19 protein-coding genes are annotated in these 26,844 nt (G+C 67.7%); 8 read left to right on the forward strand and 11 right to left on the reverse strand.

The window, feature by feature from the left end:
* Positions 1 to 42: 42 nt before the first annotated feature.
* A complete protein-coding gene (locus ASC93_RS01285) occupies positions 43 to 570 on the reverse strand; it encodes a GNAT family N-acetyltransferase (protein ID WP_056435772.1) in 528 nt (175 codons plus the stop codon).
* A gap of 228 nt (positions 571 to 798) precedes the next feature.
* Here ASC93_RS01285 and ASC93_RS01290 point away from each other — a divergent pair, with 228 nt between their 5' ends.
* Entirely contained in the window at positions 799 to 1,815 is a 1,017-nt protein-coding gene (locus ASC93_RS01290; RefSeq protein WP_056435775.1) for a sulfate ABC transporter substrate-binding protein, read from the forward strand.
* Between the two features lie 236 nt (positions 1,816 to 2,051).
* Entirely contained in the window at positions 2,052 to 2,981 is a 930-nt protein-coding gene (locus ASC93_RS01295; protein WP_056435778.1) for a serine hydrolase, read from the forward strand.
* A 77-nt stretch (positions 2,982 to 3,058) separates the two neighbouring features.
* Here ASC93_RS01295 and ASC93_RS01300 read toward each other — a convergent pair whose 3' ends face one another.
* The 3 genes from ASC93_RS01300 to ASC93_RS01310 are packed head-to-tail and all read right to left on the reverse strand — an operon-like array spanning position 3,059 to position 4,469.
* Positions 3,059 to 3,454 (reverse strand): hypothetical protein, encoded by a 396-nt coding sequence (locus ASC93_RS01300; protein WP_082547726.1) that lies wholly within the window; start codon positions 3,452 to 3,454, stop codon positions 3,059 to 3,061.
* A gap of 11 nt (positions 3,455 to 3,465) precedes the next feature.
* Positions 3,466 to 3,963: a penicillin-insensitive murein endopeptidase gene (locus tag ASC93_RS01305; RefSeq protein WP_162251781.1), complete on the reverse strand. Its 498-nt coding sequence runs from the start codon at positions 3,961 to 3,963 to the stop codon at positions 3,466 to 3,468.
* Positions 3,964 to 3,974: 11 nt separating this feature from the next.
* A complete protein-coding gene (locus ASC93_RS01310; protein ID WP_056435787.1) occupies positions 3,975 to 4,469 on the reverse strand; it encodes a type VI secretion system tube protein Hcp in 495 nt (164 codons plus the stop codon).
* A gap of 189 nt (positions 4,470 to 4,658) precedes the next feature.
* On the opposite strand from ASC93_RS01310, the gene ASC93_RS01315 reads away from it, so the two are divergent.
* A complete protein-coding gene (locus ASC93_RS01315; protein ID WP_056435791.1) occupies positions 4,659 to 5,183 on the forward strand; it encodes a DUF2939 domain-containing protein in 525 nt (174 codons plus the stop codon).
* A 6-nt stretch (positions 5,184 to 5,189) separates the two neighbouring features.
* On the opposite strand, the gene motA is transcribed toward ASC93_RS01315, so the two are convergent.
* Positions 5,190 to 6,050: a flagellar motor stator protein MotA gene (gene motA, locus ASC93_RS01320; RefSeq protein ID WP_056435794.1), complete on the reverse strand. Its 861-nt coding sequence runs from the start codon at positions 6,048 to 6,050 to the stop codon at positions 5,190 to 5,192.
* Between the two features lie 211 nt (positions 6,051 to 6,261).
* Here motA and ASC93_RS01325 point away from each other — a divergent pair, with 211 nt between their 5' ends.
* Positions 6,262 to 7,776: an ATPase domain-containing protein gene (locus tag ASC93_RS01325; protein WP_056435797.1), complete on the forward strand. Its 1,515-nt coding sequence runs from the start codon at positions 6,262 to 6,264 to the stop codon at positions 7,774 to 7,776.
* Positions 7,763 to 9,439, forward strand: coding sequence for an ATP-binding protein (locus tag ASC93_RS01330; protein ID WP_056435800.1), 1,677 nt, complete (start codon positions 7,763 to 7,765; stop codon positions 9,437 to 9,439). Before ASC93_RS01325 ends, ASC93_RS01330 begins: the two co-directional genes overlap by 14 nt.
* Here ASC93_RS01330 and ASC93_RS01335 read toward each other — a convergent pair.
* The 5 genes from ASC93_RS01335 to ASC93_RS01355 form a co-directional block, all read right to left on the reverse strand.
* On the reverse strand, positions 9,426 to 9,974 hold the full coding sequence (locus ASC93_RS01335) for a DUF488 family protein (protein WP_157201701.1): 549 nt from the start codon (positions 9,972 to 9,974) through the stop codon (positions 9,426 to 9,428). The genes ASC93_RS01330 and ASC93_RS01335 overlap by 14 nt on opposite strands.
* 82 nt (positions 9,975 to 10,056) lie before the next feature.
* Positions 10,057 to 12,027, reverse strand: a complete 1,971-nt coding sequence (gene recD / locus ASC93_RS01340; protein ID WP_056435806.1) for an exodeoxyribonuclease V subunit alpha — start codon at positions 12,025 to 12,027, stop codon at positions 10,057 to 10,059.
* Positions 12,017 to 15,649 carry an exodeoxyribonuclease V subunit beta gene (gene recB, locus ASC93_RS01345; RefSeq protein ID WP_056435809.1) on the reverse strand — a complete coding sequence of 1,211 codons (3,633 nt, stop codon included), beginning with the start codon at positions 15,647 to 15,649 and terminating at the stop codon, positions 12,017 to 12,019. Before recB ends, recD begins: the two co-directional genes overlap by 11 nt.
* Positions 15,646 to 19,047: an exodeoxyribonuclease V subunit gamma gene (gene recC, locus ASC93_RS01350; RefSeq protein WP_056435813.1), complete on the reverse strand. Its 3,402-nt coding sequence runs from the start codon at positions 19,045 to 19,047 to the stop codon at positions 15,646 to 15,648. Before recC ends, recB begins: the two co-directional genes overlap by 4 nt.
* 70 nt (positions 19,048 to 19,117) lie before the next feature.
* Positions 19,118 to 22,120, reverse strand: a complete 3,003-nt coding sequence (locus tag ASC93_RS01355; RefSeq protein ID WP_082547689.1) for a CHASE domain-containing protein — start codon at positions 22,118 to 22,120, stop codon at positions 19,118 to 19,120.
* A gap of 110 nt (positions 22,121 to 22,230) precedes the next feature.
* On the opposite strand from ASC93_RS01355, the gene ASC93_RS01360 reads away from it, so the two are divergent.
* Complete coding sequence (locus ASC93_RS01360) at positions 22,231 to 24,270, forward strand: prolyl oligopeptidase family protein (RefSeq protein ID WP_056435819.1); 2,040 nt, start codon at positions 22,231 to 22,233, stop codon at positions 24,268 to 24,270.
* 165 nt (positions 24,271 to 24,435) lie between these two features.
* Positions 24,436 to 24,708 carry a helix-turn-helix transcriptional regulator gene (locus ASC93_RS01365; protein ID WP_056435822.1) on the forward strand — a complete coding sequence of 91 codons (273 nt, stop codon included), beginning with the start codon at positions 24,436 to 24,438 and terminating at the stop codon, positions 24,706 to 24,708.
* On the opposite strand, the gene ASC93_RS01370 is transcribed toward ASC93_RS01365, so the two are convergent.
* A complete protein-coding gene (locus ASC93_RS01370; protein ID WP_082547690.1) occupies positions 24,683 to 25,414 on the reverse strand; it encodes a LuxR family transcriptional regulator in 732 nt (243 codons plus the stop codon). The two genes, ASC93_RS01365 and ASC93_RS01370, sit on opposite strands and share 26 nt — an antisense overlap.
* Positions 25,415 to 25,872: 458 nt before the next feature.
* Between ASC93_RS01370 and ASC93_RS31840 the strand changes: the two genes are divergently transcribed.
* On the forward strand, positions 25,873 to 26,844 hold a 972-nt coding region (locus ASC93_RS31840), incomplete at its 3' end, for a HAMP domain-containing protein (protein ID WP_229412561.1).

The following is a 26,844-nucleotide window of genomic DNA, read 5'->3' on the forward strand; positions in this document are numbered from 1 at the left end:
CACGTTATGTAATGTTAAACAACGATCGAAGCATGACGCAGCTCATTGGCTGCAATTGCAAAAACGCTTGCGCGCCGGCACCGTTTCGGCGTCGAGGTGCTTCCACAGGAAGTCACATTCGAGGCCATAGCAGGCCTTGTCCTTGCCCGCGTTGACGTAGCCGAGGCGCTCGAAGAAGCCGCTGGCCGAGCCGGGGCTCTGCATGTACACCTTGCTGATGTTCCAGGCGCGCGCCTGCGCTTCCAGCGCGACCAGCAGCGCCCGCCCGACGCCGTTGCGCAACAGGTCCGGCCGGACATAGCACAGGGGCACCTTGCCGGCCTGGTTCAGCAATGCGAACCCGACCACGTCACGCGCACCGGCCGCGCCGCCCTCCGCCACAAGGGCGAAATTGCTGGACGACGACAGCCAGCCGAGCACGTTCTGGGTCGTCTTGTTGCCGAGCCATGCCTGCAATATCTCGGGACGGCCGCCGTGGTCGAGCACGCAGCCCTCCTCGATCGAACGGCGCAGCAGCTCGCAGACCGCCGGCGCGTCATCGGGTGTTGCGTGGCGAATTTCGATACCCATTGTTTTTCAGCATCAACCTGGAACGAACGATGATTCAGCGGACCGGAAGCCGGCCCGAACAGCAAAGGCCGGACTATAACCCAAACGCGATTTACCTGCTTTGCTCTGGCTCCAAACGTATGCATGCTTCATACGGCGTCTAAGCATATGATAAAAATGTACTTTTGTTTTGCTATTTTTTAACGGATCATCCATCACCCCAAGAGAGTCTTTACAAGGAAAAACAATATGGCGATCCCATCGGTTTCCTCGCTGCGCCGCGCATTGCTGGCGCTGGCACTCGGCAGTGCCGTGCTGCCGTTCACCGCCCAGGCCGCCGACGTCGAACTGCTGAACGTGTCGTACGACGTGGCACGCGAGTTGTACAAGGACATCAATCCCGCCTTCGTCGCCGAGTGGAAAAAGACGACCGGCGCAAACATCACGATCAAGCAATCGCACGGCGGCTCCAGCAAGCAGGCGCGCGCCGTCGCCGACGGCCTGGAAGCGTCCGTCGTCACGATGAACCAGGCCAACGACATCGACATGCTGGCCGACCGCGGCCTCGTCGCGAAGGACTGGGCGAAGAAATTCCCGGACAATGCCGCGCCCTACTACTCGACCATGGTGTTCCTGGTCCGCAAGGGCAATCCCAAGGGCATCCACGACTGGGCCGACCTGGCCAAGCCGGGCGTGAAAGTCGTCATCCCGAATCCCAAGACCGCCGGCAACGGCCGCTATACCTACCTGGCGGCATGGGGCTCCGTGATCAAGAAGGGCGGCAACGAAGCGCAGGCGCGCGATCTCGTCGGCAAGATCTTCAGGAACGTGCCCGTGCTGGACGCCGGCGGCCGCGCCGCCACCACCACGTTCACGCAACGCCAGATCGGCGACGCGCTCGTCACGTTCGAGAACGAGGTGAACCTCGTCCGCGCCGAATTCGGCAACGACTTCGAAGTCGTGTACCCGTCGATCTCCGTGCTGGCCGAGTCGCCCGTGGCCGTCGTCGACAAGGTCGTCGACCGCAAGGGCATCCGCAAGGAGGCCACGGCGTACCTCAACTTCCTGTACTCGGAAACGGGCCAGGCCATCGGCGCGAAGCATTATCTGCGCGTGCGCAACGAAAAAGTCATGAAGCAGTTCGCCGCGAACTACAAGCCGATCAAGTTGTTCACCGTGGATGAGGTGTTCGGCGGATGGCGTGCCGCGCAGAAACGACATTTCGACGATGGTGGTGAATTCGACAAAATCTACCAGTCAAAATAAGACACATTAGAAAATTCCGTTCAAAAAGAAGGCCCTGCGGCAACGCGGGGCTTTTTTTTCTTGTAGAATCTTTCCGTTGGACTCGATATTTCACTAAGGGACATGGACATATGTCAATCTTTAGTGCTATCTTCCAACTTTATTTGTTGCTGTATAGCTAGACGCTATCTGCCAACCCGACGCTGATGTTCCGCCGCCGTCCGGCGCCCGACCATTAACCGTACAAGACACCATCCATGATCAAAAAATTTCTCGCTGCCGTAGTGATGACGATCTCCAGCGCAGCGGCCCTCGCCGTGCCGTTCGGATCGCAATCCGTGCTCGTCGTCGAAGACGACACCGGCAAAGTGCTGTTCGAAAAGAACGCCGGTACCGTCGCGCCGATCGCTTCGCTGACCAAGCTCATGACCGCCATGGTCGTGCTCGATGCCCACCAGGACATGAACGAGCCGATCGAGATCGAGAAGGAAGACGTCGACATGCTGAAGCACAGCTCGTCGCGCGTCCCCGTCGGCGCGACCATTCCGCGCCGCGACGTGCTGCAGCTGGCGCTGATGTCCTCGGACAACCGCGCCGCCGCCGCCCTGGCGCGCACCTACCCGGGCGGCATCGAGGCCTTCCACGGCGCGGTCAATCGCAAGATCGCGGCACTGGGCATGACCCAGACGGTCCTCGAGGAGCCGACCGGCCTGAGCCCGCACAACCGTTCGACGGCCGCCGACCTCGTCAAGATGGCCACGGCCGCCTCGAACTATCCGGAAATCACCCGCATCACGACGTCGCCCAAGGACTTGATCAACATCAAGGGCCGTGAAGTCGAGTACCACAACACGAACCGCCTCGTCGGCGCGAAGGGCTGGGACATCGGCCTGTCGAAGACCGGCTACACCCAGGAAGCGGGCCGCTGCCTGATCATGCGCATCAAGGCCGCCGGCAAGAACGCGACCATGGTGCTGCTGAATGCGGGCGCCTCGTCCGTGCGCTTCCTGGATGCCCTGAACATCCGCCGTCACGTGCTGGGCGACGCCGGCCCCGTGTCGACGAGCGCCGAATCGCCGCGCGTGCGCGCTTCCGCCGGCGGCCCGCGCATCCGCGCCTCGGTCGGCGGCAGCACCCGCCACGGCCGCAGGCACGTGACGGTGACGCGGCATCGCCGGCATCACTGAGCCAGACGTCAAATAAGATCTAAAAAGCCGGAATGGCGAACCGTTCCGGCTTTTTCATTGGTACATCGAAATCCAACTTAGCAGCTGACAGTCGTTTCCGTGCCGCCAGTGAGAAGATTGACGCCAATCCAGCATCGGTAAGGCCCCTCCTTCGTCCTTGCGTCCTCGGCACTGTACGTGCAATAAATTCCCTTCCTTCGCCGATCCCTGTCTTTGTCGACGCCACTGCAAACGGGCTGGACATCAGGCCCGATCGACTCGAATACATCTTTCGCGCCCTGCCCATCGATCAGGAGCGTCAACATGCGATCCTTGGCAGTCGGCGGCGCGCGGTCGGCCACGCTGCCGGAATGGATCTTGTACATCGCCCCCTGGAGGGTTTTCCACAATCCGTAAGGATCGGACGACGGATCAGCGGCATGGGCATATGCCAATGCGGCAACTGTGGTCGCCCCGAACAAAAGCCAGGTCATCGTTCGCATGTTCAGCCCAGGAGAGTTACGTGGAAATGGTTATCGTGCCTGGCCGCCCTGCCGACAAAGGGGATCCGCGGATCATTGAAGATGATGAACTTGACGGGTGAAAGCGCCCGGAACAGGTCGATCAACCGCCGCGTCGCCTCCTGATCGTACTGCGGATCATGCCACGTCACAGCCTGTTCCAGACCATCTTTACGCAGCGGGCGCACGTCTACGTCGAGACCTGTCTTGTGCCCGCCATGATCCGGTGTTTTCTTGCCATCCGGAAGGCTGATGTCGCCAATACCGATCCGTCGCTCGTCGACGGCCTGCCACTCCAGAGCCACACGCAGAATGCATGACATCATCAGAGGGTGTGGATACTGATATGCCCCCTTGGCCGGCTGGCCGTAAAGCTTGCCATAGGTATAGTAACCCGACTCGGCCGGCGCTTGCGGCAGCATGAAAAAACCGCGCGAATCCTCGGTCGGCCGGGGGCGCAACGGATCGTTATCGTCGTCCACGGCACGCTCCTTCATGCGGCGACTTTGTTGGCCACGAGGTCCCAGCCGCCGGCAGTGTTGCCGCCCGTACCGCCAGCGATTCTCTGCTGTGTGTAAGACCATTTCACCTTCGAAAATCGCAGGCCAATCGAATCATGGAGGATGCTGCCTTGGCTGACCATCTGCTCCATACTGGCGATCATGACGTTCTCCAGATCGATCTGGTAATACTTGACCGGCTTGCCATCGCCATCGGCGCGCATGAATTCCAGTCTCGCCTTGGGAATCGTCTTGCCCATCGAGCAGTGCTGCAGCAGAAGCGGCGAAGCCAGGTCGGCGAGCTTGGAAAGCACCAGTGTCCGGTGTTCGCAGCGCTCAGCGGTGTGGCCGCCAGCCGTCGACGCGGTCGCGCTCCGGGGCTGCGTCACGCCCCAACTGGCGGAGGTCAACTCGATCCAGCCCTGGTGTCCCGAGTCCTGGGACTCGCCCTTGATTCCGTCGATCTGCAGATAAACATCGATTGCCATGGCGTCACGCTCCTCACGATGAATACGGGGCCTCATTTTGACCTTGCATGGCATAAAACGAACTGACTGAGCACAAAGACGGCAGTTGCTGCAATGACCCAGCCATAGAGCCCTGCGCAGGTTCGGCACATGCTTTCGGCTGTGCAGTGCGGTTATCATGGCGCTTTTCCAGAAAGCAAAGATTCCACGATGAACCGCACCCGAGCCCTCGCCGCCGGCGCCCTCCTCGTCGTCCTCGCCACCAGCGCCGCCAGCCCGTGGTGGACGCTGCACCGCCTGCAGTCGGCCGTCGCCCGCCGCGATGCCGAGGCCGTGTCCGCGCAAGTCGACTTTCCCGCCCTGCGCGCCAGCGTGAAAGGCCAGCTGCTCGCCGCGATGGGCCGGGATACCGGGGAGGTTAAGGACGCCAATCCCTTTGCCGCGATCGGCTCGGCGTTCGCGCTGGCCCTCGTCAATCCCGTCATCGACGCGGTCGTGTCGCCGGCCGGCGTCGGCGCCATGGTCGAACATGGCCGGATCGAGATCGCGCAGCCGCAGCGGTCCCCGGAAGCCGCCGCCACCGAACCGGTGCGCGACACGCCGCGCTATCGGCTGGCCTACCGCGGCTTGAATCGCTTTGCCGTCACCGCGCAGGACGGCGGCAGCTTCGTCTTCCGCCGCGCCGGCCTGTGGAGCTGGAAACTGGCCGGCATCGAGATGGCGCCGCACCGCTGACGCCGGTCAGCGCGACTTCAGCTGCCGCACATGGCCTTCCAGCTGGGCGAAGGTCGGGCGCTCGGTGGCCGAGATGACCTTGCGGCCGAATTCCACGGCGATCGCGGGCGCATAGCCGTTCATCGACGCCAGCAGCGTCACCTTCGCGCACTGCAGCGCCTTGGCGGCTTCCTGGTGGCGCCGGTGCAGCAGGCTCGCGAGCGGCGCGACGAGGCCGTACGACAGCAGGATGCCGAGGAAGGTGCCGACGAGCGCGGCCGCGATCAGCGCGCCCAGCTCGGCCGGCGGGCGGCCGATGGCGCCCATCGTGTGCACGACGCCCATCACGGCCGCCACGATGCCGAACGCGGGCATGCCGTCCGCCAGTTTGTGGATGGCCTGCACGGGAATGTCGGCGTCTTCCTGGTACGTCTCGATCTCATTGTCCATCAGGTTTTCCAGCTGGTAGCCGTTCATCGTCCCGGACACCATCAGGCGCAGGTAGTCCGTGATGAATTCCAGCAGATGGTCGTCGAGCAGGATGGCGCGGTATTTCGTGAAGATCGCGCTTTCGTAGGGCGCGTCGATCTCGTTCTCGAGCGCCATCAACCCTTCGCGGCGGACCTTCGTCAACAGGTCGAACATGAGCGCCATCAACGACATGTACAGCTCGCGCGTGTAACGCGAGCCGTGGAACAGCATCGGCAGGCTCCGCCACGTGAGACCGATGGCCTTGCGGTCGTTGGCGATGACGAACGCGCCCAGCGCGCCGCCGAAGATCATCAGCAGTTCGTAAGGCTGGAACAACGCGGCCAGGTGTCCGTCCTGCAGCACGAAACCGCCGAACACGGCCAGCAGCACGATCACGAAACCCACGACAATCAGCATGATACCGCTCCGATAACTTTTTCCAGATCGCAACTTTAACATTGTTGCTGCGGGGAAAGCAAAGCCGGGCGCAAAAGTCGGGCCGGATCGTGTGCATTCCTTGTTCGCGCCGGCGGCCGGCGGGTTGGTCTTATAATCGAACTGTCGTGCCAATTGCGACCGTCATCGCGCCCGGCCGGGCGCGCTCTACCGCCTTTTTCGGATGTCCCGTATGCTTGAACCGTCGCCCACGCCCGCAACACCGCACAAGCCCGCCCGCCGCATATCGACCGGCATTTCCGGCCTGGACGATATCCTGGGCGGCGGCCTGACGGCAGAACGGGTGTACCTGGTCGAAGGAACGCCGGGCACCGGCAAGACGACGCTCGGCATGCAGTTCCTGCTCGACGGCGCCGCCAAGGGCGAAGCCGGGCTCTACATCACGTTGTCGGAAACGGCGGACGAGTTGCGGGCCGTCGCCGACAGCCATGGCTGGTCGCTCGACAAGCTCGCCATTTTCGAGCTCGCCAGCGACGAGGCGCTCGACCCGGACACGCAGCAGTCGATCTTGCATCCCGCCGAGATCGAACTCGGCGAGACGGCGCGGGGCGTCATGGAGCAGGTCGACAAGGTCAAACCGGCGCGGGTCGTGTTCGACAGCCTGTCCGAAATGCGCCTGCTGGCCCAGAACCCCTTGCGTTATCGCCGCCAGATCTTGGCGCTCAAGCAATTCTTTGCGTCGCGCGCCTGTACCGTGCTCATGCTCGACGACAAGACGAGCCAGTCCGATCAACACTTGCACAGCATCGCCCACGGCGTCGTCTGCCTGGAACAGCTGGCCAAGGAATTCGGCAAGGAGCGGCGCCGCGTCAACGTAATGAAAATGCGCGGCATCGCCTTCCGCGGCGGCTACCACGACTACATCCTGGACACCGGCGGCATCCGCATATTCCCCAGGCTGATCGCGGCCGAGCACAGCGCGGAGTTCCGGCCGATCACGCGCTCGACGGGTTCGCGCGGGCTCGACACCCTGCTCGGCGGCGGCCTCGTGTCCGGCACCAATACGCTGTTCGTCGGGCCGTCCGGCGTCGGCAAGACGACGGTGGTCGTGCGCTGCATGCTGTCGGCCTTGAACCGGGGCGAGCGCGCGTCCTATTACCTGTTCGACGAGGGCCTGGGCACCTTCTTTGCCCGAGCCACCGCGCTCGGGCTGGACCTGCGGCCGCACCTGGCGACGGGCCTGCTGACCGTGCGCCATATCGATCCGGCCGAGCTGGCGCCGGGCCAGTTCGCCCAGATGCTGCGCGATTCCGTCGAGATCGACGGCGCCGTCTTCATCGCCATCGACAGCCTGAATGCCTATCTGCAAGCCATGCCCGGCGAACAATTCCTGATCCTCCAGATGCATGAATTGCTCGCCTACCTCAACCAGAAAGGCGTCACCACCGCGCTGATCCTGGGCGAGCACGGCATCATCGGCGAGGTCGTCCGCGACGTCGATCTCAGCTACCTGAGCGACTCGACGATGCTGCTCCGCTACTTCGAGGCGGGCGGCAAGCTGCGCCGCGCGATTACCGTGTCCAAGAGCAGGACGACGAGCCACGCGCTGACGATCCACGAACTGTTGCTCGGCGCCGGCGGCATCGAAGTCGGCGCCGCGCTGGAAGGTTTCGAGGGCGTGCTGACGGGCCTTCCGACCTATCGCGGGGCGACCCCAATGATGGTCGCAATCGATGCCAACAGCTGACCGCCGCGAACAGCGTGTCCTCATCGTCGCCCCGCACGGACGCGACGCCGAAGTCATCGCGGGCGTCGTCGCGCGCGACGGCGTCGATTGCGCGATCGTCGCCAATGCCGACGACCTCGTCGATGCGGTCGGCCAGGGCGCGGCGGCGGCCATCGTCTCCGAAGAGGCGCTGTCGCCGCATGCGTTGACGCGCATCGCGGAATGGCTGGGCAAACAGGACGCCTGGTCGGATTTTCCGTTCGTCGTCCTGCTGGCCAAGCGCTTCGGCGCGGCGCCCGCGCAGCTGAAAACGACGCTGGCCGCGCTCGGGAACGTGATCCTGCTCGAACGCCCGCTGAGCGCGGACACCCTGGCCACGGCGGCGGGTTCGGCCCTGCGGGCGCGCCGGCGCCAGTACCAGGCGCGCGAGGTGCTGGCGCAGCGCGAAGCCGTCGCCGACGAGCTGGCGTCGCTGAACGCGAACCTGGAAGCGCGCGTCGACGAGCGCACCTGGGCGCTGGCGCGTGCCAACGACCGGCTCACGGCGGAGATCATGGAGCGCGAGCGCGCGCAGCAGGCCATGGCGCAGGCGCAAAAGCTCGAGTTCCTCGGCCGCTTTACCGGTGGCATCGCGCATGACTTCAATAATCTGTTGAACGTCATCCAGGGCAATATGGAACTCATCAACATGTTTTCGCGCGAAGACTCGACGCGGGCACGCGCGAAGACGGCGCAAGCCGCGTGCCGGCGCGGCGCCAAGCTCACCAGCCAGCTCCTGTCGTTTGCGCGCAACCAGTTGCTCGACCTGCGGCCGCTGGCAGTCAGGACACTGTTCGAGAACGTCGAGGAACTCGCGAAACCGATCCTGGGCGCGGGCATCGAACTCACGGTCGCGGCCGGCGACGACGTCGACGCCGTGCTCGCGGACACGAGCCAGCTGGAGATGGCGTTGCTGAACCTGGTCATCAATGCGCGCGACGCGATGGCCGGCCACGGCCGCATCGACGTGCGCGCCGCGCGCGCGCAGCCGCCCGCCGGCGTGCTGCCGGCGGGCAGTTATGTGTGCGTGACGGTGTCCGACAACGGCCCCGGCATGTCGCCGGAAATCGCCGCCAAGGTCTTCGAACCGTTCTTCACGACCAAGGGCGTCGGCAAAGGCACGGGACTGGGCCTGAGCCAGGTCTACGGCATGGCCCAGCAATCGCGCGGCGGCGCCTTCATCCACAGCGCCCCGGGGAAAGGCACGACCGTGGAGGTCTGGCTGCAGGCCACCCACGGCGACGCCGCCGGCGACGGCGCGGCCGCCATCGACCGCCAGGGCCTGGCCGGTCTCAAGGTGCTCGTGGTCGAGGACGACGGCGACGTGCGCGCGGGCATCGTCGATGCGCTGCTGGCCCTCGGGTGCAACGTGTCGCAGGCGGGCGGCGGCACGCAAGGCCTCGCCGTGCTCGCGTCCGGCGAGCCGGGACTCCTGCTGACCGATTACCTGATGCCCGACATGACGGGCGTCGAACTCGCCGTCCGCGCGCGGCAACTGTTCCCGCGCTTGCCGGTGCTGGTGGCGACGGGCTATGCCGACATGGGCGCCATCGAAAACGCGATCGGCACCCATGCCGTGCTGCGCAAGCCGTTCCAGCTCGCGGAATTGAGCGCGGCCGTCGCCCGCGTGGTCAATCCAGGCTGAACTGCCCCTGCGCGTCCGGCTCCGGCGGATACGTGATGCGCAGGCCCTCGACGTGGGCGAACGGCGTCAGCTTGTGGGGACGGCGCTGGCGCGCATCGATGATGTCGTCGACCGGCACGCCGCGCACCAGCAACGCGTCGGCCACGAGCGAACGGTGGCACCGCCACGGCACCGCTTCCGCGCACATCAGCACGCACGATGTGGCGCGGCCCAGTTCGATGACGGCATCGACGTTGGCCGCGAATTCCTCCGTCTGCATGTAGTCGGCGTAGCCGCGGAACGATTCGTTGCGCCAGCCGGCGTTCGGCGAATCCTTGTGCGGCCGGCGCAGGCCGCCGAGGCCTTTCATGTACCGGTATTCGATGCCGGCGGCGGCCAGCGAGGCCGCGAGCTGGTCCTGGCCGAACTGCGGATTGTGGCGCGATTTCGGCACCGTGCGGATGTCGAGCAGGCAGGCGATCCCGTTCTGGCGCAAGAGCCCGATGAAGTCGGCTATCGTACGGTTCGAATGGCCGATGGTGCAGACGGGTTCCATGCGCATCCCTCGCGGTCGTTGTGCCTCCATTTTCGCATGGACGCGCGGCGCACAGCGCACCGTCCGGCGCCGCACGCGGGGCCTACCGCTCCACCATCCCCCGCAGCCCGCTGGCCCGGTGCGTGCGCCGCGAAATCGCCTCGCCCAGCACGGCCGGCGCCGGCGTCGTCAGCGTGAATTGCCGGCTCGCGCGCGTGATGCCCGTGTAGACCAGTTCGCGTGCGAGCACGGCGCCGCCTTCTTTCGGCAAGGCCAGCACCGTGTGCGCGAATTCCGAGCCCTGGGATTTGTGGACCGTCATCGCGTATGCCGTCTCGACGTGCCGCAGCCGCGTCGCCAGCACGCTGCGCACGTTGTCGCCTTCGAGGAACCACACGCGCAGCGAGCCGGGACGGGCCGGATCGGTCAGCGCGAGGCCGATGTCGCCGTTGAAGGTCTTCGTCGGGTAGTCGTTGCGCGTGACCATGACGGGGCGCCCGACGTACCAGTCGCCGCGCGCGATCAGGCCCGCGTGCGCGAGGCGCTGTTCGATGGCGTCGTTCAGGCCTCCGACGCCCCACTCGCCCTCGCGCACGGCGCACAGCACGCGGAAGGCTTCGAAGCGCTGCAGCACGGCGCGCACCCAGTCTTCGTGGCCGCCCTGGCCGTCGGTGCCGCCGCTGCCGGCGCGCAGCAGTTCCAGGTACGGACGGTAGCCGTCGACGGCCAGCTGGATCACGTGGTGCTGGTGGGCGTGGTCGATCCAGCGCAGCACGCCCGCTGCGTCCGGGGCGCGCAGCGCGGCGGCCGCGCCGTCGACGTCACCCGCGTTGACGGCCAGCGCCAGCTTGCCGATCGGGCCGCCGAAGCGGCGGCTGTGGCGCAGCATCACGGTTTGCTGGGCGAGCGGGCCGCCCGCGCCCGCGTAGTGGTCCGGAATCGCCTCGCCGCTGGCCGCCCGCACGTAGTCGAGCGTGGCGGCGTCGTAGCGGCCGGCCTGCGCGTCGTGGCACAGGTCCCCCAGCACGGCGCCCGCTTCCACCGACGCCAGCTGGTCCTTGTCGCCCAGCAGGATCAGCGTGCTCCCTTCCGGCAGCGCATCCAGCAGCGACGCCATCATCTCCAGGTGCACCATCGACGCCTCGTCGACGATCAGCACGTCGACGTCGAGCGGATTGCCGCGGTGGTGGGCGAAACTGCGCGTGTCCGGCCGCGCGCCCAGGAGGCTGTGCAGGGTGCGCGCGGCGCCCATCCTGCCTGTGAGTTCGCGCAGCGGCAGCGCGCCGCCCACGCGCTCGGCCAGTTCGCCCAGCGCCTTGTCGATGGCCTGCTTCAGGCGCGCCGCGGCCTTGCCGGTCGGCGCGGCGAGCGCGATGCGCTGGCGCTCCGCGTCCGGTGCCGTCGCGAACAACAGCGCCAGCAGGCGCGCTACCGTGTACGTTTTACCGGTACCCGGTCCGCCCGTGATGACGGCGAACGACCCCCGCAGCGCGACGGCGCAGGCGATGCGCTGCCAGTCCGGCGATTCGCCCGCGCGCTGGGCGCCGAACAGCGCCTCCAGCCACGTGCGCGCCTGGTCGATGTCGACGGCGCGGCGCTCCTGCGCACGCGCACGCACGCACGTGGCCACGAGCGTTTCGTCGCGCCAGTAGCGGCGCAGGTACAGGCGGCTGTCGTCCAGCACGAGCGGCTGGTCGTAATCGAGGTCGCCCACGCGCCACACCTGCTCGCACGCGGCCAGTTGCGTCATCCATCCCTTGACGCCGCGCGGCAGCGGTTTCGCCGCGCGCGCCAGCGCCTTCCAGTCCTCGTCCGCCCAGCCGAGCAGCCCTGCCGGATCGGCCGCCAGGTCGTCCAGCAGCAGGCAGCTGTGGCCGCGCCCTTCCAGCTCGGACAGCACGAGGGCCGCGAGCTGCAGCGGGACCGAACGGGCACATGCCGCCGTGCCCAAGGTGGCGACGAAGCGCGCGAACACGCCGGACAGGCGGCGCAGCTCGCCCGCCTCGGTCAGGCGTTCGACCTCGGTCCAGAACGCGGACGCGTCGACGTCGTTGGCGTTGGCATCAGGCTTCATGCGCGTCCTTTCCCAGCAGGCGATCGAGGCCGTCCAGCAGTTCCGGGTCGGGCTCGATCAAATAGCAGCCGTGCGTGGCCGGACTGCCGACCCCGCGCAGGAACAGGAATACGGCGCCGCCCAGGTGCTCGCGCGGCGAGTAATCGCTGCCGAGGCGCGCGCGCAGCAGGCGGTGCACGGCCAGCATGTAGATGGCGCCCTGGACATCGTAGCGGTGCGCCGCCATGCCGGCCGCCATCGCGGCCTGCGTGTACGAGAGATCGCCCGGTCCGAGCGCGTTCGATTTGTAGTCGAGCACCCAATAGCGGCCATCGCATTCGAACACGAGGTCCGTGAAGCCCTTCAACATGCCGTGCAGCTGGCGCTCAGGCAGCGTCGGACGCGGCGTGTTCCCCAGCATGCGGCGGCGGCACAGGCGGTCGAGCGCGGCGACGTCCAGCTGGCGGCTGGGGAACCAGAATTCCATCTCGGCCAGCGGCGCATCGATGTCGGCCAGCGCGCAGCCGATGGGCGGCAGCGGCGTGACGGCGATCATGCGCAGCCAGGCCAGCGCATCGTCCAGGCGGTTGCCCCAGCCGGCGCGCTGGATGCGCTGCGCGAGGCGCGCGCGGAACTGTTCGTCGTCGACCTGGCCGAAGCCCTCGTGGGCCATCCATTCCAGTTGCTCGTGCAGGAAGTTGCCCGGGCCGGCGCCGCGCGGGAAGCGGTGCCACGGCGCGTCCTCGCTGTGCGTGACGGCCACGACGCCCGGGTCGTCCTCTTCCAGCAGGTTCTCTTCCTGCGGCCGCGTGGGCGGCGCCACCGTGTTTTTCGTCAGCGACGTGAACGAACCGACGGCCCAGTTGCGCTCGAAGCGCGCCTCGAAGCGCGGCGGCTCCACGAGCTCCGGCCGCACGTCGGCGCGGCGCAGCACCGTGCAGCCGTCCGGGCTTGCCAGCGCATGCAGCTCGATGCCGTCGGCGTCGCCGCGCAAGGCCTCCCAGCGCTCGCGCACGGCGCCGGCGGGCACCGGCGTCCCGCCGGTCAGCAGATAGCCCAGCGCGGATTCGTGCAGCTGATTCTCGCCCTTCTTGCGCGCCGCCACGGCCGCGACGCCGAGCCACAGGAAATGGCGCGCCCGCGTCAGCGCCACGTACAACAGGCGCAGGTCCTCTTCCAGGCGCGCGCGGTCGACGGCGGCCAGCGCCGCGTCGGACAGCGCGAGATCGATGCGGCGCTCGCCGTCGTCCTCGGCGTAGTCGAAGAAGGCGCGGTTGCGGCGGTCCGTCTTGCGCGCGGTGACGGCGAACGGCAGGTACACGAGCGGATACTCGAGGCCCTTCGACTTGTGCACGGTGACGACCTTGACCAGTTCCGCGTCGGACTCCAGCCGCAGCACGCGTTCGTCGCCGCCCTCGCCCATGCCCTCGGTCTGCTCGGCGAACCAGCGGATCAGCGCCTGTTCGCCATCCAGCTCCCGGCTCGCTTCCTGCAGCAGCTCGGCCAGGTGCAGCAGGTTCGTCAGGCGGCGCTCGCCGCCTGACGCGCCGAGCAGCTTGGCGGGCAGGCCCAGTTCGTGGATGAAGCGGCGCAGCATCGCCAGCACGCCCTGGCGCTGCCACGCCTGGTGCAGGGTCTTCAACTGCTCGACGCGCGCTTCCCACGCCAGTTCGTCGCTCGCCAGCTGCGCCAGTTCGGCCAGCGGCAACGCGCACGTCGCGGTCGCGAATGCGGCGCGCGCGAGCGTGACGTCGAGCGGATTCGCCACGGCCTGCAGCCAGCGCAAGACGTCGCGCGCCTCGTCGCTTTCCACGACCGAGTCCTGGTCGGACAGGTAGACGCTGGCGACTTGCCGTTGCACGAGCGCGCGGCGGACCGCCGCCGCCTCGCGCCGGTCGCGCACGAGGATCGCGATATCGGCCGGCATCAGGCGCGCGAAGCGGCCGGCACCGTCTTCGAACCCGGCGCGCGGATCGTTCAGCAGGGGCACGATGTGCTCGGCGCAGTGCTGGGCGAAGAATTCGCGGTAGTCGTCCGCGCGCATGTCCTCGATCTCCGCGATACCGACGGCCAGCGCCTGGAACGGACCGTCCACCCCGACCAGGCGCTGCTTGCGTCCGGCCGCGTCGACGGCGTCGAACGGCAGCGGATTTTCCGCGCCCTTGCGGAAGCGGAACGCGCCGGCCGCGTAGGTGCCTTCCGCGTGGACGAACAGCCGGTTCACGGCGCCCACGAGCTGGCGCGTCGAGCGGTAGTTCGTGCCGAGCTGGTAGTGGCGCCCGTGCGTGGCCCGCCGCGCCGACAGATAACTGTGGATGTCGGCGCCGCGGAAGCCGTAGATCGACTGTTTCGGGTCGCCGATGAGGAACAGGCCGCGTGCCGGGTCATTGTCGGCCACGCGGTACAGCAGGTCGAAGATGCGGTACTGGTCGGGCGACGTATCCTGGAATTCGTCGACCATCGCCACCGGGTATTGATCGAGGATGCGCCGGCGCAGCGCGTCGCCGTTGGCGCCCTCGAGCGCGGCTTTCAGGCGCGCCAGCATGTCGGCGAACCCGAACTGGCGGTTGCGGCGCTTGAGCTCCGCCATGCGCCGCGCGATGGCGCACGCGGCGTGGCGCAGCAGCGCATGGGCCACGGGCGCGACGGCATCCAGTCCTTCCTTCAACGTATCGGTGTGCCCGAAGCACTCGGGCACGGGCGCGCTGTAGTCCTTGCTGAACGCGTCCGCGATGCCGCCAGGCGTCAGCCGCTGCCACATGGCGTCGCTCAGCTGCGGATAGTGCGCTTGCGGGTCGACGGCCCAGCGGCGCAGCGCGTCGAAGGCTTTCGCCAGCGAGTCCGGGCGCATCTTGGTGCCGTTGAACGCCTTGGCATTCACGCCGCGCTGCGCGGCGATCCACGCTTCCATCGCATCGGCGCGCGCCTGCCAGCCGTCCTTCAGCCGCGCCAGCGCCTCGCGTTGCGTGCGTTCCGCATCGAGGATGACGTCGCCCAGCGGCCGCTCGCTGCCGCCGTCGAGGCGGCCGGCGCGCTGCACCAGTTCGCGCACGGACTGTTTCAGGGCTTCGACGTCGCTCCAGCACGACAACAGGCTACCCAATGCCGCACCGGACAGCGGGTACACGTGCTGGCGCCAGTAATCGTGCGCGGCATCCTCGAACAGCGCGCGCTCGTCGCTGACGAGTTCTTCGTCGAACAGGCTGCCGCTGTCGAACGCGTGCTCGCGCAGCATGCGCTGGCACCAGGCGTCGATGGTGAAGATGGCCGCTTCGTCCATCGTCTCGGCCGCCAGCACGAGGCGGTGCGCGGCCACGAGGCGGGACGCTTCATCGCCGTACGCGGCGGCCAGCGCCGCCAGGTAGGGATCGTCGGCTTCGGCCTCGCCGCGGAAGCACGCCGCCGCCTGCACGAGCCGTTCGCGCACGCGGTTCGACAGCTCGCGCGTGGCGGCGCGCGTAAAAGTCATCACGAGGATCTCGGGCGGCATCAACGGACGCGCGAAGCCGTCCTCGCCGCCGTGGCCCAGCACGAGGCGCAGGTACAGCGCGGCGATGGTCCACGTCTTGCCGGTGCCGGCGCTGGCCTCGATGAGGCGCGAGCCGTGCAGCGGGAAGCGCAAGGCGTCGAGCAGCTGGCTCATGGCTCGCCTCCGTCGAAGCGCGTGACCGTCACGCTGTCCTTCAGCCAGGCGACCAACGGTCCGTACAACGCCTCGGCCATGAGCGGCCAGCCGCCGGCGGCGCGCAGCAGCGCGAATTCGGGCCACAGGCGCGCGAGGCACGGATCGATCACTTCGCCGTCGATCTCGAAGCCGCCATCATACGTTTCGCGCGCGTCGCCGCCGACGAAATGCGCGAGCGCCGTCTTGCACGCGACGGGCAGCGGCCGGTCGAGGTTCGAGCGCCACAGCGTCACCAGCGCCCCCAGCTGCGCGAGCGCTTCGGCGCGGGCCAAAGGCGCCATCGCCAGGCTGGCGTCGCGCGCGACGAGCACGCCGCCCACCCGCTCGCCCATCGCGGCGGCGGCCAGCTGGCGCAGCCACGGGCCCATCAACTTGTCGCCGCGCGGCTCGCCCTTGCGGTCCAGGACTTTCGACGATATCTGCAGCAGCCATACGGTATCGTCGTCGTTGCCGCGCAGGCGGTCGATCCAGTCTTCGAGGCGCCAGCCGCCGACTTCCACGCTGACGACGAGCTTGGGCGCCGGGCGCGGATAGCGGCTGCCCAGCGCCAGCCAGGCACTGCGCACGGGCACGAGATCGTCGACGAGCTGCTGCTGCCACTGCCGGCCCACGAGGCCGATCGGCAGCACGCCTTCGCGCGCCAGCCGCGCCGCGCGCGATTCCAGCACCTGGCGCACCTCGTGCTGCGCTTCCGGCGTGCCGCTGTCGTCGAGCAGCGTGTCTTCCAGGAAGTAGCGGTCGAGCGCATCGAGCGAGAACGGTTCCTCGTCCTCGCCGACGACTTCCAGGTCGTTGAACGTCACGCCCAGGCGGCGCCGGAAGAAGAAGCGCGCCGGCTGGCGCAGGAAGCTCGCCAGTTCACCGAGCGTGAGACGGTAGTCCGCGTCCAGTTCGAACGGCGGCAAGGGATCGGCATCGAGCGCCGCGCCGGCGCCCGCCGCGTCGGCCCCGTGCGCCGAACGCCATTCGCCCGCGTACGTGAGCAGGCCGCCGCGCTCGAAATAGCGGCGCGAGAACGGCTGCAGCGCATGCACGGTCGTGCGCTCGGCCAGGTCGAGGTTCCAGCCGGCGGCCAGGTAATCGCGCAGCTGCGACACGAGCACGGACGCCGGCTGCTCGGTGTTGTCGCGCACGTTGCGGCCGACCCAGCTGACGTACAGTTTTTCGCGCGCGGCCAGCACCGCTTCCAGCATCAGGTAGCGGTCGTCGTCGCGGCGCGAGCGGTCGCCGGGGCGGGCCAGGCCGGGCAGCGCCAGCAGGTCGAAGTCCGATTGATGGCCGCGGCGCGGGAAATCGCCGTCGTTCATGCCGAGCAGGCAGACGACGCGGAACGGCACGGCGCGCATCGGCATCAGGGTGCAGAACGTGACGCCGCCGGACACGAACTGGTGGGAGAGCGCCGGCTGGTCCAGCTGGCCGAGCCACGCCTCGCGCATCACGGCCAGCGACACGGGTTCGTCGAACAGCGCGTTCTCGCAGATCTCCAGCCAGCATTGCAGCCCTTCTTCCAGCTGCTGCAGCGTCAGGCGGTCTTCCTCGTTCGCCGCGCGGAAGAAGCGCGCCAGCAGCGCGCGCGCGCAACTGCCCCATTCCATCGGACGCAACGTGCGGTCGAGGTCCTCGCGCCACGCCAGCAGCGCTTCCACCAGCTCGGTCAGCGAGCCGGCCAGCGCGGCATCGAGCCCGCCCACTTCCGGATACGGTTCGATGTCGCGGAAGCTGGCCCCGTGGCCGGTCGCATAGCCGAGCAGCATGCGGCGCACGCCGAACAGCCAGGAATTCTGCTCGCCGGCGGACCCGAGGCCCAGTCCGGCGCGGTGGTGCTGGTCCAGGCCCCAGCGCACGCTGGCGCCCTCGATCCAGTGGCCGAGGATGGGCAGGTCCGCGTCAAGCAGGCCGAAGCGGCCCGCCAGCGCCGGCACGTCGAGCAGGTCGCGCACCTCGCTCTGGCGGCAGCGCTGCTGCGGCAGCCGCAGCAGCCATTCCAGCGCCACGAGCAGCGGATTCGTGCGCCGGTCCTTGACGTCGCCGATCTCGAACGGGATGTAGCGCGGGTCGCTGCGCTTGTGCTGGCCGAACACGGCGTGCACGGCCGCGGAGAACGTCTCGATGTCGGGCACCATCACGACGACGTCGCGCGGGCGCAGCGGATCGTCGCGCTCCTCGGCGAACCACGACAGCAGCTGGTCGTGCAGCACCTCCACTTCGCGCTGGGCGCTGTGGGTGACGTGGAATTCGATCGAGCGGTCGGCGGCCGGCGGCGGCGTGTGCGGATGCTCGGACAGCGGCAGCAGGTCGCGCACGGCCGCCTGCGCCTGGCCGAGCAGCGTATCGCCCGGCTCGTCCGAGAACAGGTCGATGCGCATATTGCCGAATTGCGCGCCCTCGCCGTTGTCGAATTCGTCGAGCATGCGCACGAAGTCGCGGCCTTGCCGTCCCCAGCTCGCGAGCAGCGGATGGCTGTGCGCATGCAGCTGTTCGACGGGGATGTCGGCCAGGTCGCTGCCGTTGCGGTGCTGCTGGCGCTTGTAGGCGGCGCGCAGGAGCTCGCGGCCTTCGATGATGTCGCCCCAGTAGAACTGGCAGGGGTTCGGCACCGCGAGCAGCACCTGCGTGTGGCGCGACAGCCCCGCCATCGCCTGGATCGTCTGGTACGGCAGGGTCGACATGCCGAACAGGATCACGCGGTGCGGCAGGCGCAGCACCGGTTCGCGGTCTTCCAGCACGGCGGCCATGAATTGCGCGTGGATCGTCGCGCGCCCGGACCAGCGCCGCTCGGGCGGCAGGCTCGCGTGGATCTCGCGCCAGAGCTGCGCCTGCCAGCACTGGTCGGGCATCAGCGGCACAGGTTCGCCGCCGGAACGGCGCAGCTGGTCGATGCCGTCGGCCCAGTCGGTGAGCCAGTCGGCGCGGTACACCTGGTACTGGTCGTACAGGTCGGCCAGGCGCTCGGCCAGTTGCAGGCGGCGCTCGGCGTCGCCATCGTTCAAGAAGTGGCGCAGCGGTTCGAACGTGGCCTTGTCCAGCACCTCGGGCAGCAGGCGCATGAGGCGCCATGTCAGCGCGTCCTTGTCGAACGGCGAGCGGCGCGGCACGCGTTCCGGGCCCAGCATGCCGCGGTAGGCTTCCCACTGGAAGCGCGCCGGCAGCGCCACGCGCGTGGCCGCGCACACGCCCAGTTCTTCCGCCAGCGCGATCTTGAGCCACTCGGCCACGCCGTTGGACTGGACGAGCATGATTTCTTCCTCCAGCGGCCCGAGCGGATTGGCGCGCAGCCAGTCGAAGACGGCGGCGCGCAGCAATTCCATCTGGTTGCCGTGCAGGATGAGGAGGCCGGGGCGGATCGGGGATGGCATGGCGCGACGTGACGGGAAGACTCGCGCAGCATACTACTTCCGGCCCCCGGGCGGTAGAGCTGGCGAGTCGTTACGCCTGGTGATCCTGCTGGCGCGCGCCCAGTTCGGCGTGGATGTGGCGTTCCAGCCGCGCCAGCAAGCCGCGCAACCGGGCCGCCAGCGTGCGCGCCTGGCCCGGCGCGCCCGGCTCGAGCTGGCGTTCCAGCTCGGCGCACAGGTCGCCGAAGCCGAGGGCGCCGACCGTCCGCGCCGCCGATTTGAGCCGGTGCGCCACCGCGGCCGCCCGCGCCGGTTCGTGCGCCGCCAGCCCGCGCTCGATCTCCTGCATGCCGTCGCGCGCGGCGTCCAGGAACAGGAATGCGTATTTGCGCATCTGGTCCGGCTGGCCGCCAAACGCGTCGGACAGCACGCCGACGTCGAGCAAGGCATCGGCCGCCCGGGGACCACCGTTGTCCGGCCGCCGCACGTTGCGGCCGAGCGCGCGGGCAACCGTCGCGATCAGCGTCTCGGGCGCGGCCGGCTTCGTCAGGAATTCGTCCATGCCGGCCGCGAGGCAGCGCGCCTGGTCGTCCGGCCCCGCGTTCGCCGTCATCGCGATCACCTTGAGGTCGGCGAGCGCCGGGTCGCGCCGGATGCGGCGCGTGGCATCGAGACCGTCCATCACCGGCATCCGCACGTCCATCAGCACGCAGTCGACGGGACGCTCCGCCAGCCGGTCCAGCGCGTCGGCGCCGTTGCCGGCGACGGTCACGTGCGCGCCGGCGTCTTCGAGCAGATCGCGCGCCACCAGCTGGTTGAACGCATTGTCCTCGACGAGCAGGATCGCGATGCCGTCCAGCGCCCCGGGCCCCGCCGGTTGCGGCTCGGCGGCGGCATGCGCCACCGGCACCGGCTGCAGGCGCGCCGTGAACCAGAACGTGCTGCCCTGCCCCGGCGTGCTCGTCGCGCCGACCGTGCCTTGCAACAGCTCGACCAGCTGCCTGCCGATGACGAGGCCCAGGCCGGCGCCGTGGCGCCGCGGCGGCGCCGGGTCGGCCTCGTGGCCGGGCGCGAACAGCTGCGCCAGGTCGTCGTGCGCGATCCCGATGCCGTGGTCCTCGACCTCGAAGCGCACGAGCAGGTCGGCGCCCACCGTGCGCTCGACGCGGGCGCGCACGTGCACGGTGCCCTGTTCGGAAAACCGGATGGCGTTGCCGACCAAATTCAGCAGCACCTGTTCCAGCCGCAGCGGATCGCCGCGCAAGGGCCGCCGCAGCTCGGGCGCCACGTCGAATTCGAGCACGAGGCCGCGCGCCGCCGCCTGCGCGCCCAACTGGCCGGCAAGATCGTGCGCGAGCGCGTCCAGCGTGAAGTCGAGCCGTTCCAGTTCCACCTTGCCGGCCTCGGTCCAGGGACGGTCGAGGACGCGGTTGAGGACGCCCAGCAGGTGCTGCGCCGCGTGGTGGATCTTGTCCAGGTAGTCGCGCTGCTTCGGCTCGTCCGCATGCTTGCGCGCCAGGTACGCCATGCCGAGGATGCTGTTCATCGGCGTGCGGATCTCGTGGCTCATGGTCGACAGGAAGTCGTTCCCGGCGCGGCCGGCCGCGTCGGCCCGGGCCTTCAGCGCGTGCAGCTCGGTGACGTCGGTCGATACGCACAGGACGGCATCGACGTCACCGTCGGCGTCGCCGTCGAAGCGCACCGGCACCTTCACGCTCCACAACTGGCGCACGACGCCGTCGGTGCCGGCGAACGGGTTCTGCACGGCGCGTTTCTCGCCCAGTTCGAAGACGGGACGGTCCAGCGCCCACAACGCGTCGGCCTGCGCGGGCGGCATCACATCGTGGTCGCGCCGGCCCACGACGTCCTGTGCCGCGCGGCCGCAGGCGGCCGCCATCTTCGCGTTGACGTAGCGGTAGCGGCGGTCGCGGTCCTTCAGGTAGACGTAGGCGTCGACGTTGTCCAGCACGAGACCGAGCAGCCGGCGCTGTTCCACCGCCGTCCGGCGCGACCAGGCCAGGTTGAGGAACAGCGCGTAGACCAGCAGCGTGGCGCCGAAGCCGCCCGCCCCCGCCAGCCACGGGACGATGCGCCCGAAGCCGCCGGCCAGGTCGGCGCGGCGGGCGACGAAGCGCGCTTTCCACAGATTGTCGTCGAAGCGCACGGGCAGCACGGTTTCCAGCAGGTCGGCGCCGGCCAGCGCCGGCGGCGCGCCGTCATACAACACGGCGTCCGCCCCGTTCACGCGCAGCGGTCCGGTCGCGCCGGCATCGGCCGCCGCGGCATCGGCCGCCGCGTACAACTGCAGCGCCACGAGGCGGGCGTCCACGCCCCGCATGGCGTCTTGCAGAGCGCCTTGCACGAAGGCCGGGATGGAAAAGCCGATGCCGACCGAGCCCGCATAGGCCGCGCGCCGTCCTTCCACGTCGCGCGGCGCGGCGCCGCCGGCCGGGATGCGGTAGACGGGCACGCGCAGGCCGAGGGCCGGGTGGCGCACGGGGTGCTCCACGACGATGGGCTTGCCCGACGCCGCCATGCGGCCGCTGTCGCGCGCCCGGTCCATCGTCTGCGCGACGGCAGGCGCGCCGCCCGTCAGGTCGACGCCGAATTTTTCGGGCAGGTGCGGCTCCAGGTAGGACAGCACGGTATAGGACGGACGGTGCCCGGCCGGGCGGATCGCGAAGTCCGGATAGCCGGCCGGCGCGACGCCGCGGTCGGCGCGGACCGCGGCCACGAAGGCGTCGCGCGCGCCGTCGTCCACGTATTGCGCATAGTTGATCGACTCGATCGCCGGGTAGTGTCGTGCCACGCCGAGCGTCTCGACATAGCGGTGGAATTGCAGCCGCGAGACGGTGCCGCCGTTGGCCTGGAACAGGGCCGCCAGTCCGCGCACGACGTCCGCGTACTCGTGCACGGCGCCGTCCAGTTGCTGGCGCCCGGTGCGCGCGAGGTGGTCGAAGCGGGCCTGCGCGTCGACCGCGACCGCGTGGGCCGCGCCCAGGTACAGGCCGACACCGGCCAGCAGGGCGAGCGTCACGCCGCCCACCCACGGCGCGGCCGTCCTTCCCGTGTTGCGCATTGCGATGTCAGCCATGTCCACCGGTCCGAGAAATGACAATGAGTATTGTCGTACGGCAATTTTTAGATGTTTGCTAGTATGTCCGAATCGGAACAAAATGGCGAGCTTAACAATAAGGAATGCGTATGCGCGAAACACATCATGACAATCCGGACCCCTGGCTGTGGCTGGAAGACGTCGATTCGGATCGCGCACTGGCCTGGGTGCGCGAACGCAACGGGGAAAGCGAACGCGAACTGACCGCCCTGCCCGGCTACACCGACCTGCGCGCGCGCCTCAAGACGATCCTGGATTCGCGCGACCGCATTCCCTACGTCGGCCACCACGACGGCCGCTTCTATAATTTCTGGCGCGACGCCGACCACGAACGGGGCGTCTGGCGCCGCACGACGCTCGCCGAATACCGCAAGCCCCTGCCTGCCTGGGAAACGGTGCTGGACCTGGACGCGCTGGCGCGGGACGAGGCGGAGAACTGGGTCTGGGCGGGCGTGGCGTTCCTGGAACCGCACGGCACCCGCTGCCTCGTCTCGCTGTCGCGCGGCGGCGGCGACGCCCACGTCGTGCGCGAATTCGACGTGGCGGCGCGCGCCTTCGTCGCCGGCGGTTTCACGCTGCCGGAAGCGAAGACGAGCGCCGGCTGGATCGATGAGGACCTGCTCTTCGTCGCGACCGACTTCGGCCCCGATTCGATGACGACGTCGGGCTATCCCCGCATCGTCAAGACCTGGCGCCGCGGCACGCCGCTGGACGACGCGACGCTCGTGTACGAAGCGCAGCCCGACGATCTGTCGGTCTCCGCCTGGCACGACCCGACGCCCGGCTACGCGCGCCAGTTCGTCCAGCGCCAGATCGATTTCTATACCAGCGACCTGTTCTTGCGCGATCCCGCCGACGGCCGGCTCGAACGCATCGACAAGCCGCAGGACGCCAATGCGTTCGCGCTGCGCGACCAGTTGATCGTCGAACTGCGCTCGGACTGGACGCTCGGCGCCAGGACGTGGCCGCAGGGCGCCCTGCTCGCCATCGGATTCGACCGCTTCATGGAAGGCAGCCGCGACTTCGAGATCCTGTTCGAACCGTCGCCGACGACGTCGCTGGACGGCATCGCGGCCACGCGCACGGCGCTGTTCCTCACCATCCTCGACAACGTCAAGAACCGCATCGTCGAGTGGTGCCGCGCGGACGGGCGCTGGCAGCGCCGCGACGTGCAGGCCCCCGCCATGGGCGCGCTGCACGTGTCGGGCGTCGACGACTACGCGTCGGACCAGGTGTTCCTGACCGTCACCGACTTCCTCACGCCGAGCAGCCTGTATCTGATGGAAGCCGGCAGCGACGGGCTGGAGCCCCTGAAATCCATGCCGGCGTTCTTCGACGCGGCGCCGTATGCCGTCAGCCAGTTCGCGGCGCGCTCGCCCGACGGCACCGACGTCCCCTATTTCGTCGTGATGCGCAAGGACGCGCCGCTGGACGGCTCGAACCCCACGCTGTTGTACGGCTACGGCGGGTTCGAAGTGTCGCTGACGCCTTTCTACAGCGGCGTCACGGGTACGGCGTGGCTCGACCAGGGCGGCGCGTACGTGCTGGCGAACATCCGCGGCGGCGGCGAGTTCGGCCCGCGCTGGCACCAGGCCGCGCTCAAGGAAAACCGCCAGAAGGCATTCGACGACTTCCTGGCCGTCGCCGAAGACCTCGTCCGGCGCGGCGTCACGCGTCCGCGCCACCTCGGCATCATGGGCGGCAGCAACGGCGGGCTGCTGGTCGGCGCGGCGCTCACGCAACGGCCGGACCTGTTCGGGGCCGTCGCCTGCCAGGTGCCGCTGCTGGACATGCGCCGCTATCACGAATTGCTGGCCGGCGCCTCGTGGATCGGCGAGTACGGCGACCCCGACGAGCCGGACGAATGGGACTACATCGCGCGCTACTCGCCTTACCAGAACGTGGTCGCGGACAAACGCTATCCGCCCGTGCTGTTCACGACGTCCACGCGCGACGACCGCGTCCACCCCGGCCACGCGCGCAAGATGGCGGCGCGGATGCGGGAACAGGGCCATGCCGTGCTGTATTGGGAAAACACGGAGGGCGGCCATGCCGGCGCGGCCAACAACGAACAGACGGCGACCATGTGGGCCATGACGTATGCGTTCCTGTTGAGCCAGCTCAAGTAAACCGCAAGGATTGACATGGCCGGTGGCGCATTTCGACAGTAACCACCGGTTATCGCGCGACCGTTACCGAAAGATGGGATAGGGAACTAGCAGGGTTGCTAGGACGCTAAATGAATGTTGCATGGAATACTTGTTTCTCACACATCTTTCCATGGAGGAGCTGCGATGGCTAATGATTTCGTTACCGAAGCAAGCCTGCGTGAACCGTTGGCAGGCACCCTGGTGAAGCCGCCCGCTTCACTGTCGCCCTCCATCGGCGATCTGAAGAAATATCGGATCAGCAAACGCGAGAGTCAGGAAAAATTCTGGGGCCGTTTCGGCGTCACCCAGTCCAGCGGCAGCCGCTTCGAAACGGGTCTGGCCATACCGGCCCCGGTCGCCCTGCTGTTGAAGCTGTATGTCAACGGCAAGCTCAACGATGGTGATCTTCTGGGGTGATCAAACCCAAGGAAATTGCACGCACGACCGCCTGTTGCCGGGTGTTGACGTTGAACTTCTGCCGGATATTACCCATATGGAAGTTTACCGTCGCCTCGGAGCAGCCGGTGATTTTTGAAATCTCCCACGACGATTTGCCCACCATGACCCAGTTGAGCACTTCCAGCTCGCGCGGGGTCAGGCGCGGCGCCGCCTCCTGCGTCGGCGGCGGGCAGAAACGCACGCCCGACGCAAACGCATAATCCCGCACCAGCGCCAGATCCGGCAGCATGCTCGCCACGTCGCGCACGAACGCGCCGTCGGCCGCCGCGTCGACGGCAAAGCTCAGCAGGCCAAACTCCCCGTTCGGACCGTGGATGGGAAACGTCACGCCGGCCCGGATGCCATGGGTGCACGCTTCCTCGTACAAGGCGCGCTGGGCCGGGCTGCGGAAGAGCTCGGGCTGCCACACCAGCGGCAGCGTGGTGGCCATGCAATGGCTGACGACCGGGTCGACATAGGCGAACCGCTCGGCGTCGTAGCGCTCCCGCCATTTCGTCGGATAATTGCTCTGAATAAATGCATTTTCGAGGCGCGCATGCCGCGAGCCGGACATGCCGAACAAGACCTTGTCGAATCCATACTGCCGGCCCAGGGCGAACAGCGCTTCGCCCCAACTGGACGCGGTGTCGGTATGTAACAACTCGTCCAAATCGACGGTCTTCATGGCTGCCTCGCGCTATTGATGTGGGATGTAACGACACCCGGTATGCTAGATGAGTTGTAACCAAAAAGCACGAAAAATTAGTCTTTTATTCATTATGGCAGAGCACTGGCTTTTGCTCAGTTGTCGTTCCGATACACGCCGAACGCGGCCCGCCATCGAATCGTGCGCCAGCCTCTACGCTTTTCGCTTATCCTCGCGCGAATTGTCCGTTTAAAATTTCAAAAATGCAAGTTTTTCTATGGAATCCGTAACAATCTCGCCGAGCGGTCGCCGCCCATGCTTGACTTGACTGGACACCGGAGTATCTTTGCATTTTCTAGACATTTAACAATACGCGCTCGTCCAAAATCTTGTTCGCGATACCCATCCGGATTACAGCGGCCCCCGCGGCCGCGCGCTACCGGCGCCCGCCGGCGCCCTGCCCTTCCCTTCTTTCCCTACTCGAGGATCTTTAGTCAATGAATAATATGACCGACATGGCTGAACAGCTCGACGTCAAGCTGCTGCTGTCCACGCTGATGGCGCTGAAAAAGGGGGATTTCTCCGTGCGCATGCCGTCCGACTGGACCGGCGTGTCCGGCAAGATCGCCGATACCCTGAACGACATCATCGAGACCAAGGAAAAAATGGTCGAAGCGGTCACCGAGGTGTCGCGCGTCGTCGGCCGCGAGGGCCACCTGACGCAGCGCGCCTCCGTGCCGGGCGCGGCGGGCGGCTGGTCGACCATCATCAGCTCGGTCAATACGCTGATCGACGACCTCGTGCGCCCGACGACGGAAATGGCGCGCGTCATCGGCGCCGTCGCGAAGGGCGACCTGTCGCAGACGATGGCGCTGGAAGTCGACGGCCACCCGCTCAAGGGCCAGTACCTGCGCGCGGCGACCACCGCGAACACGATGGTGGAACAGCTGTCGTCGTTCTCGTCCGAGGTGACGCGCGTCGCGCGCGAGGTCGGTACGGAGGGCAAGCTGGGCGGCCAGGCGTACGTGCCGGGCGTCGCGGGCACGTGGAAGGACTTGACCGACTCCGTGAACTCGATGGCGGGTAACCTCACGTCGCAGGTGCGTAACATCGCGGAGGTGACCACCGCCGTGGCGAACGGCGACTTGTCGAAGAAGATCACGGTGGACGTGCGCGGCGAGATCCTGCAGCTGAAGGACACCATCAACGTGATGGTGGACCAGCTGCGTTCCTTCGCGTCCGAGGTGACGCGCGTGGCAAGGGAGGTCGGTACGGAAGGCAAGCTCGGGGGCCAGGCGTACGTGCCGGGCGTCGCGGGCACGTGGAAGGACTTGACCGACAACGTGAACTTCATGGCGTCCAACCTCACGGGCCAGGTGCGCAACATCGCGGCGGTGACGACCGCGGTGGCGAACGGCGACCTGTCGAAGAAGATCACGGTGGACGTGAAGGGCGAGATCCTCGAACTG

This window comes from Massilia sp. Root335 (genome assembly GCF_001425685.1).
GTDB lineage: Bacteria > Pseudomonadota > Gammaproteobacteria > Burkholderiales > Burkholderiaceae_D > Telluria > Telluria luteola.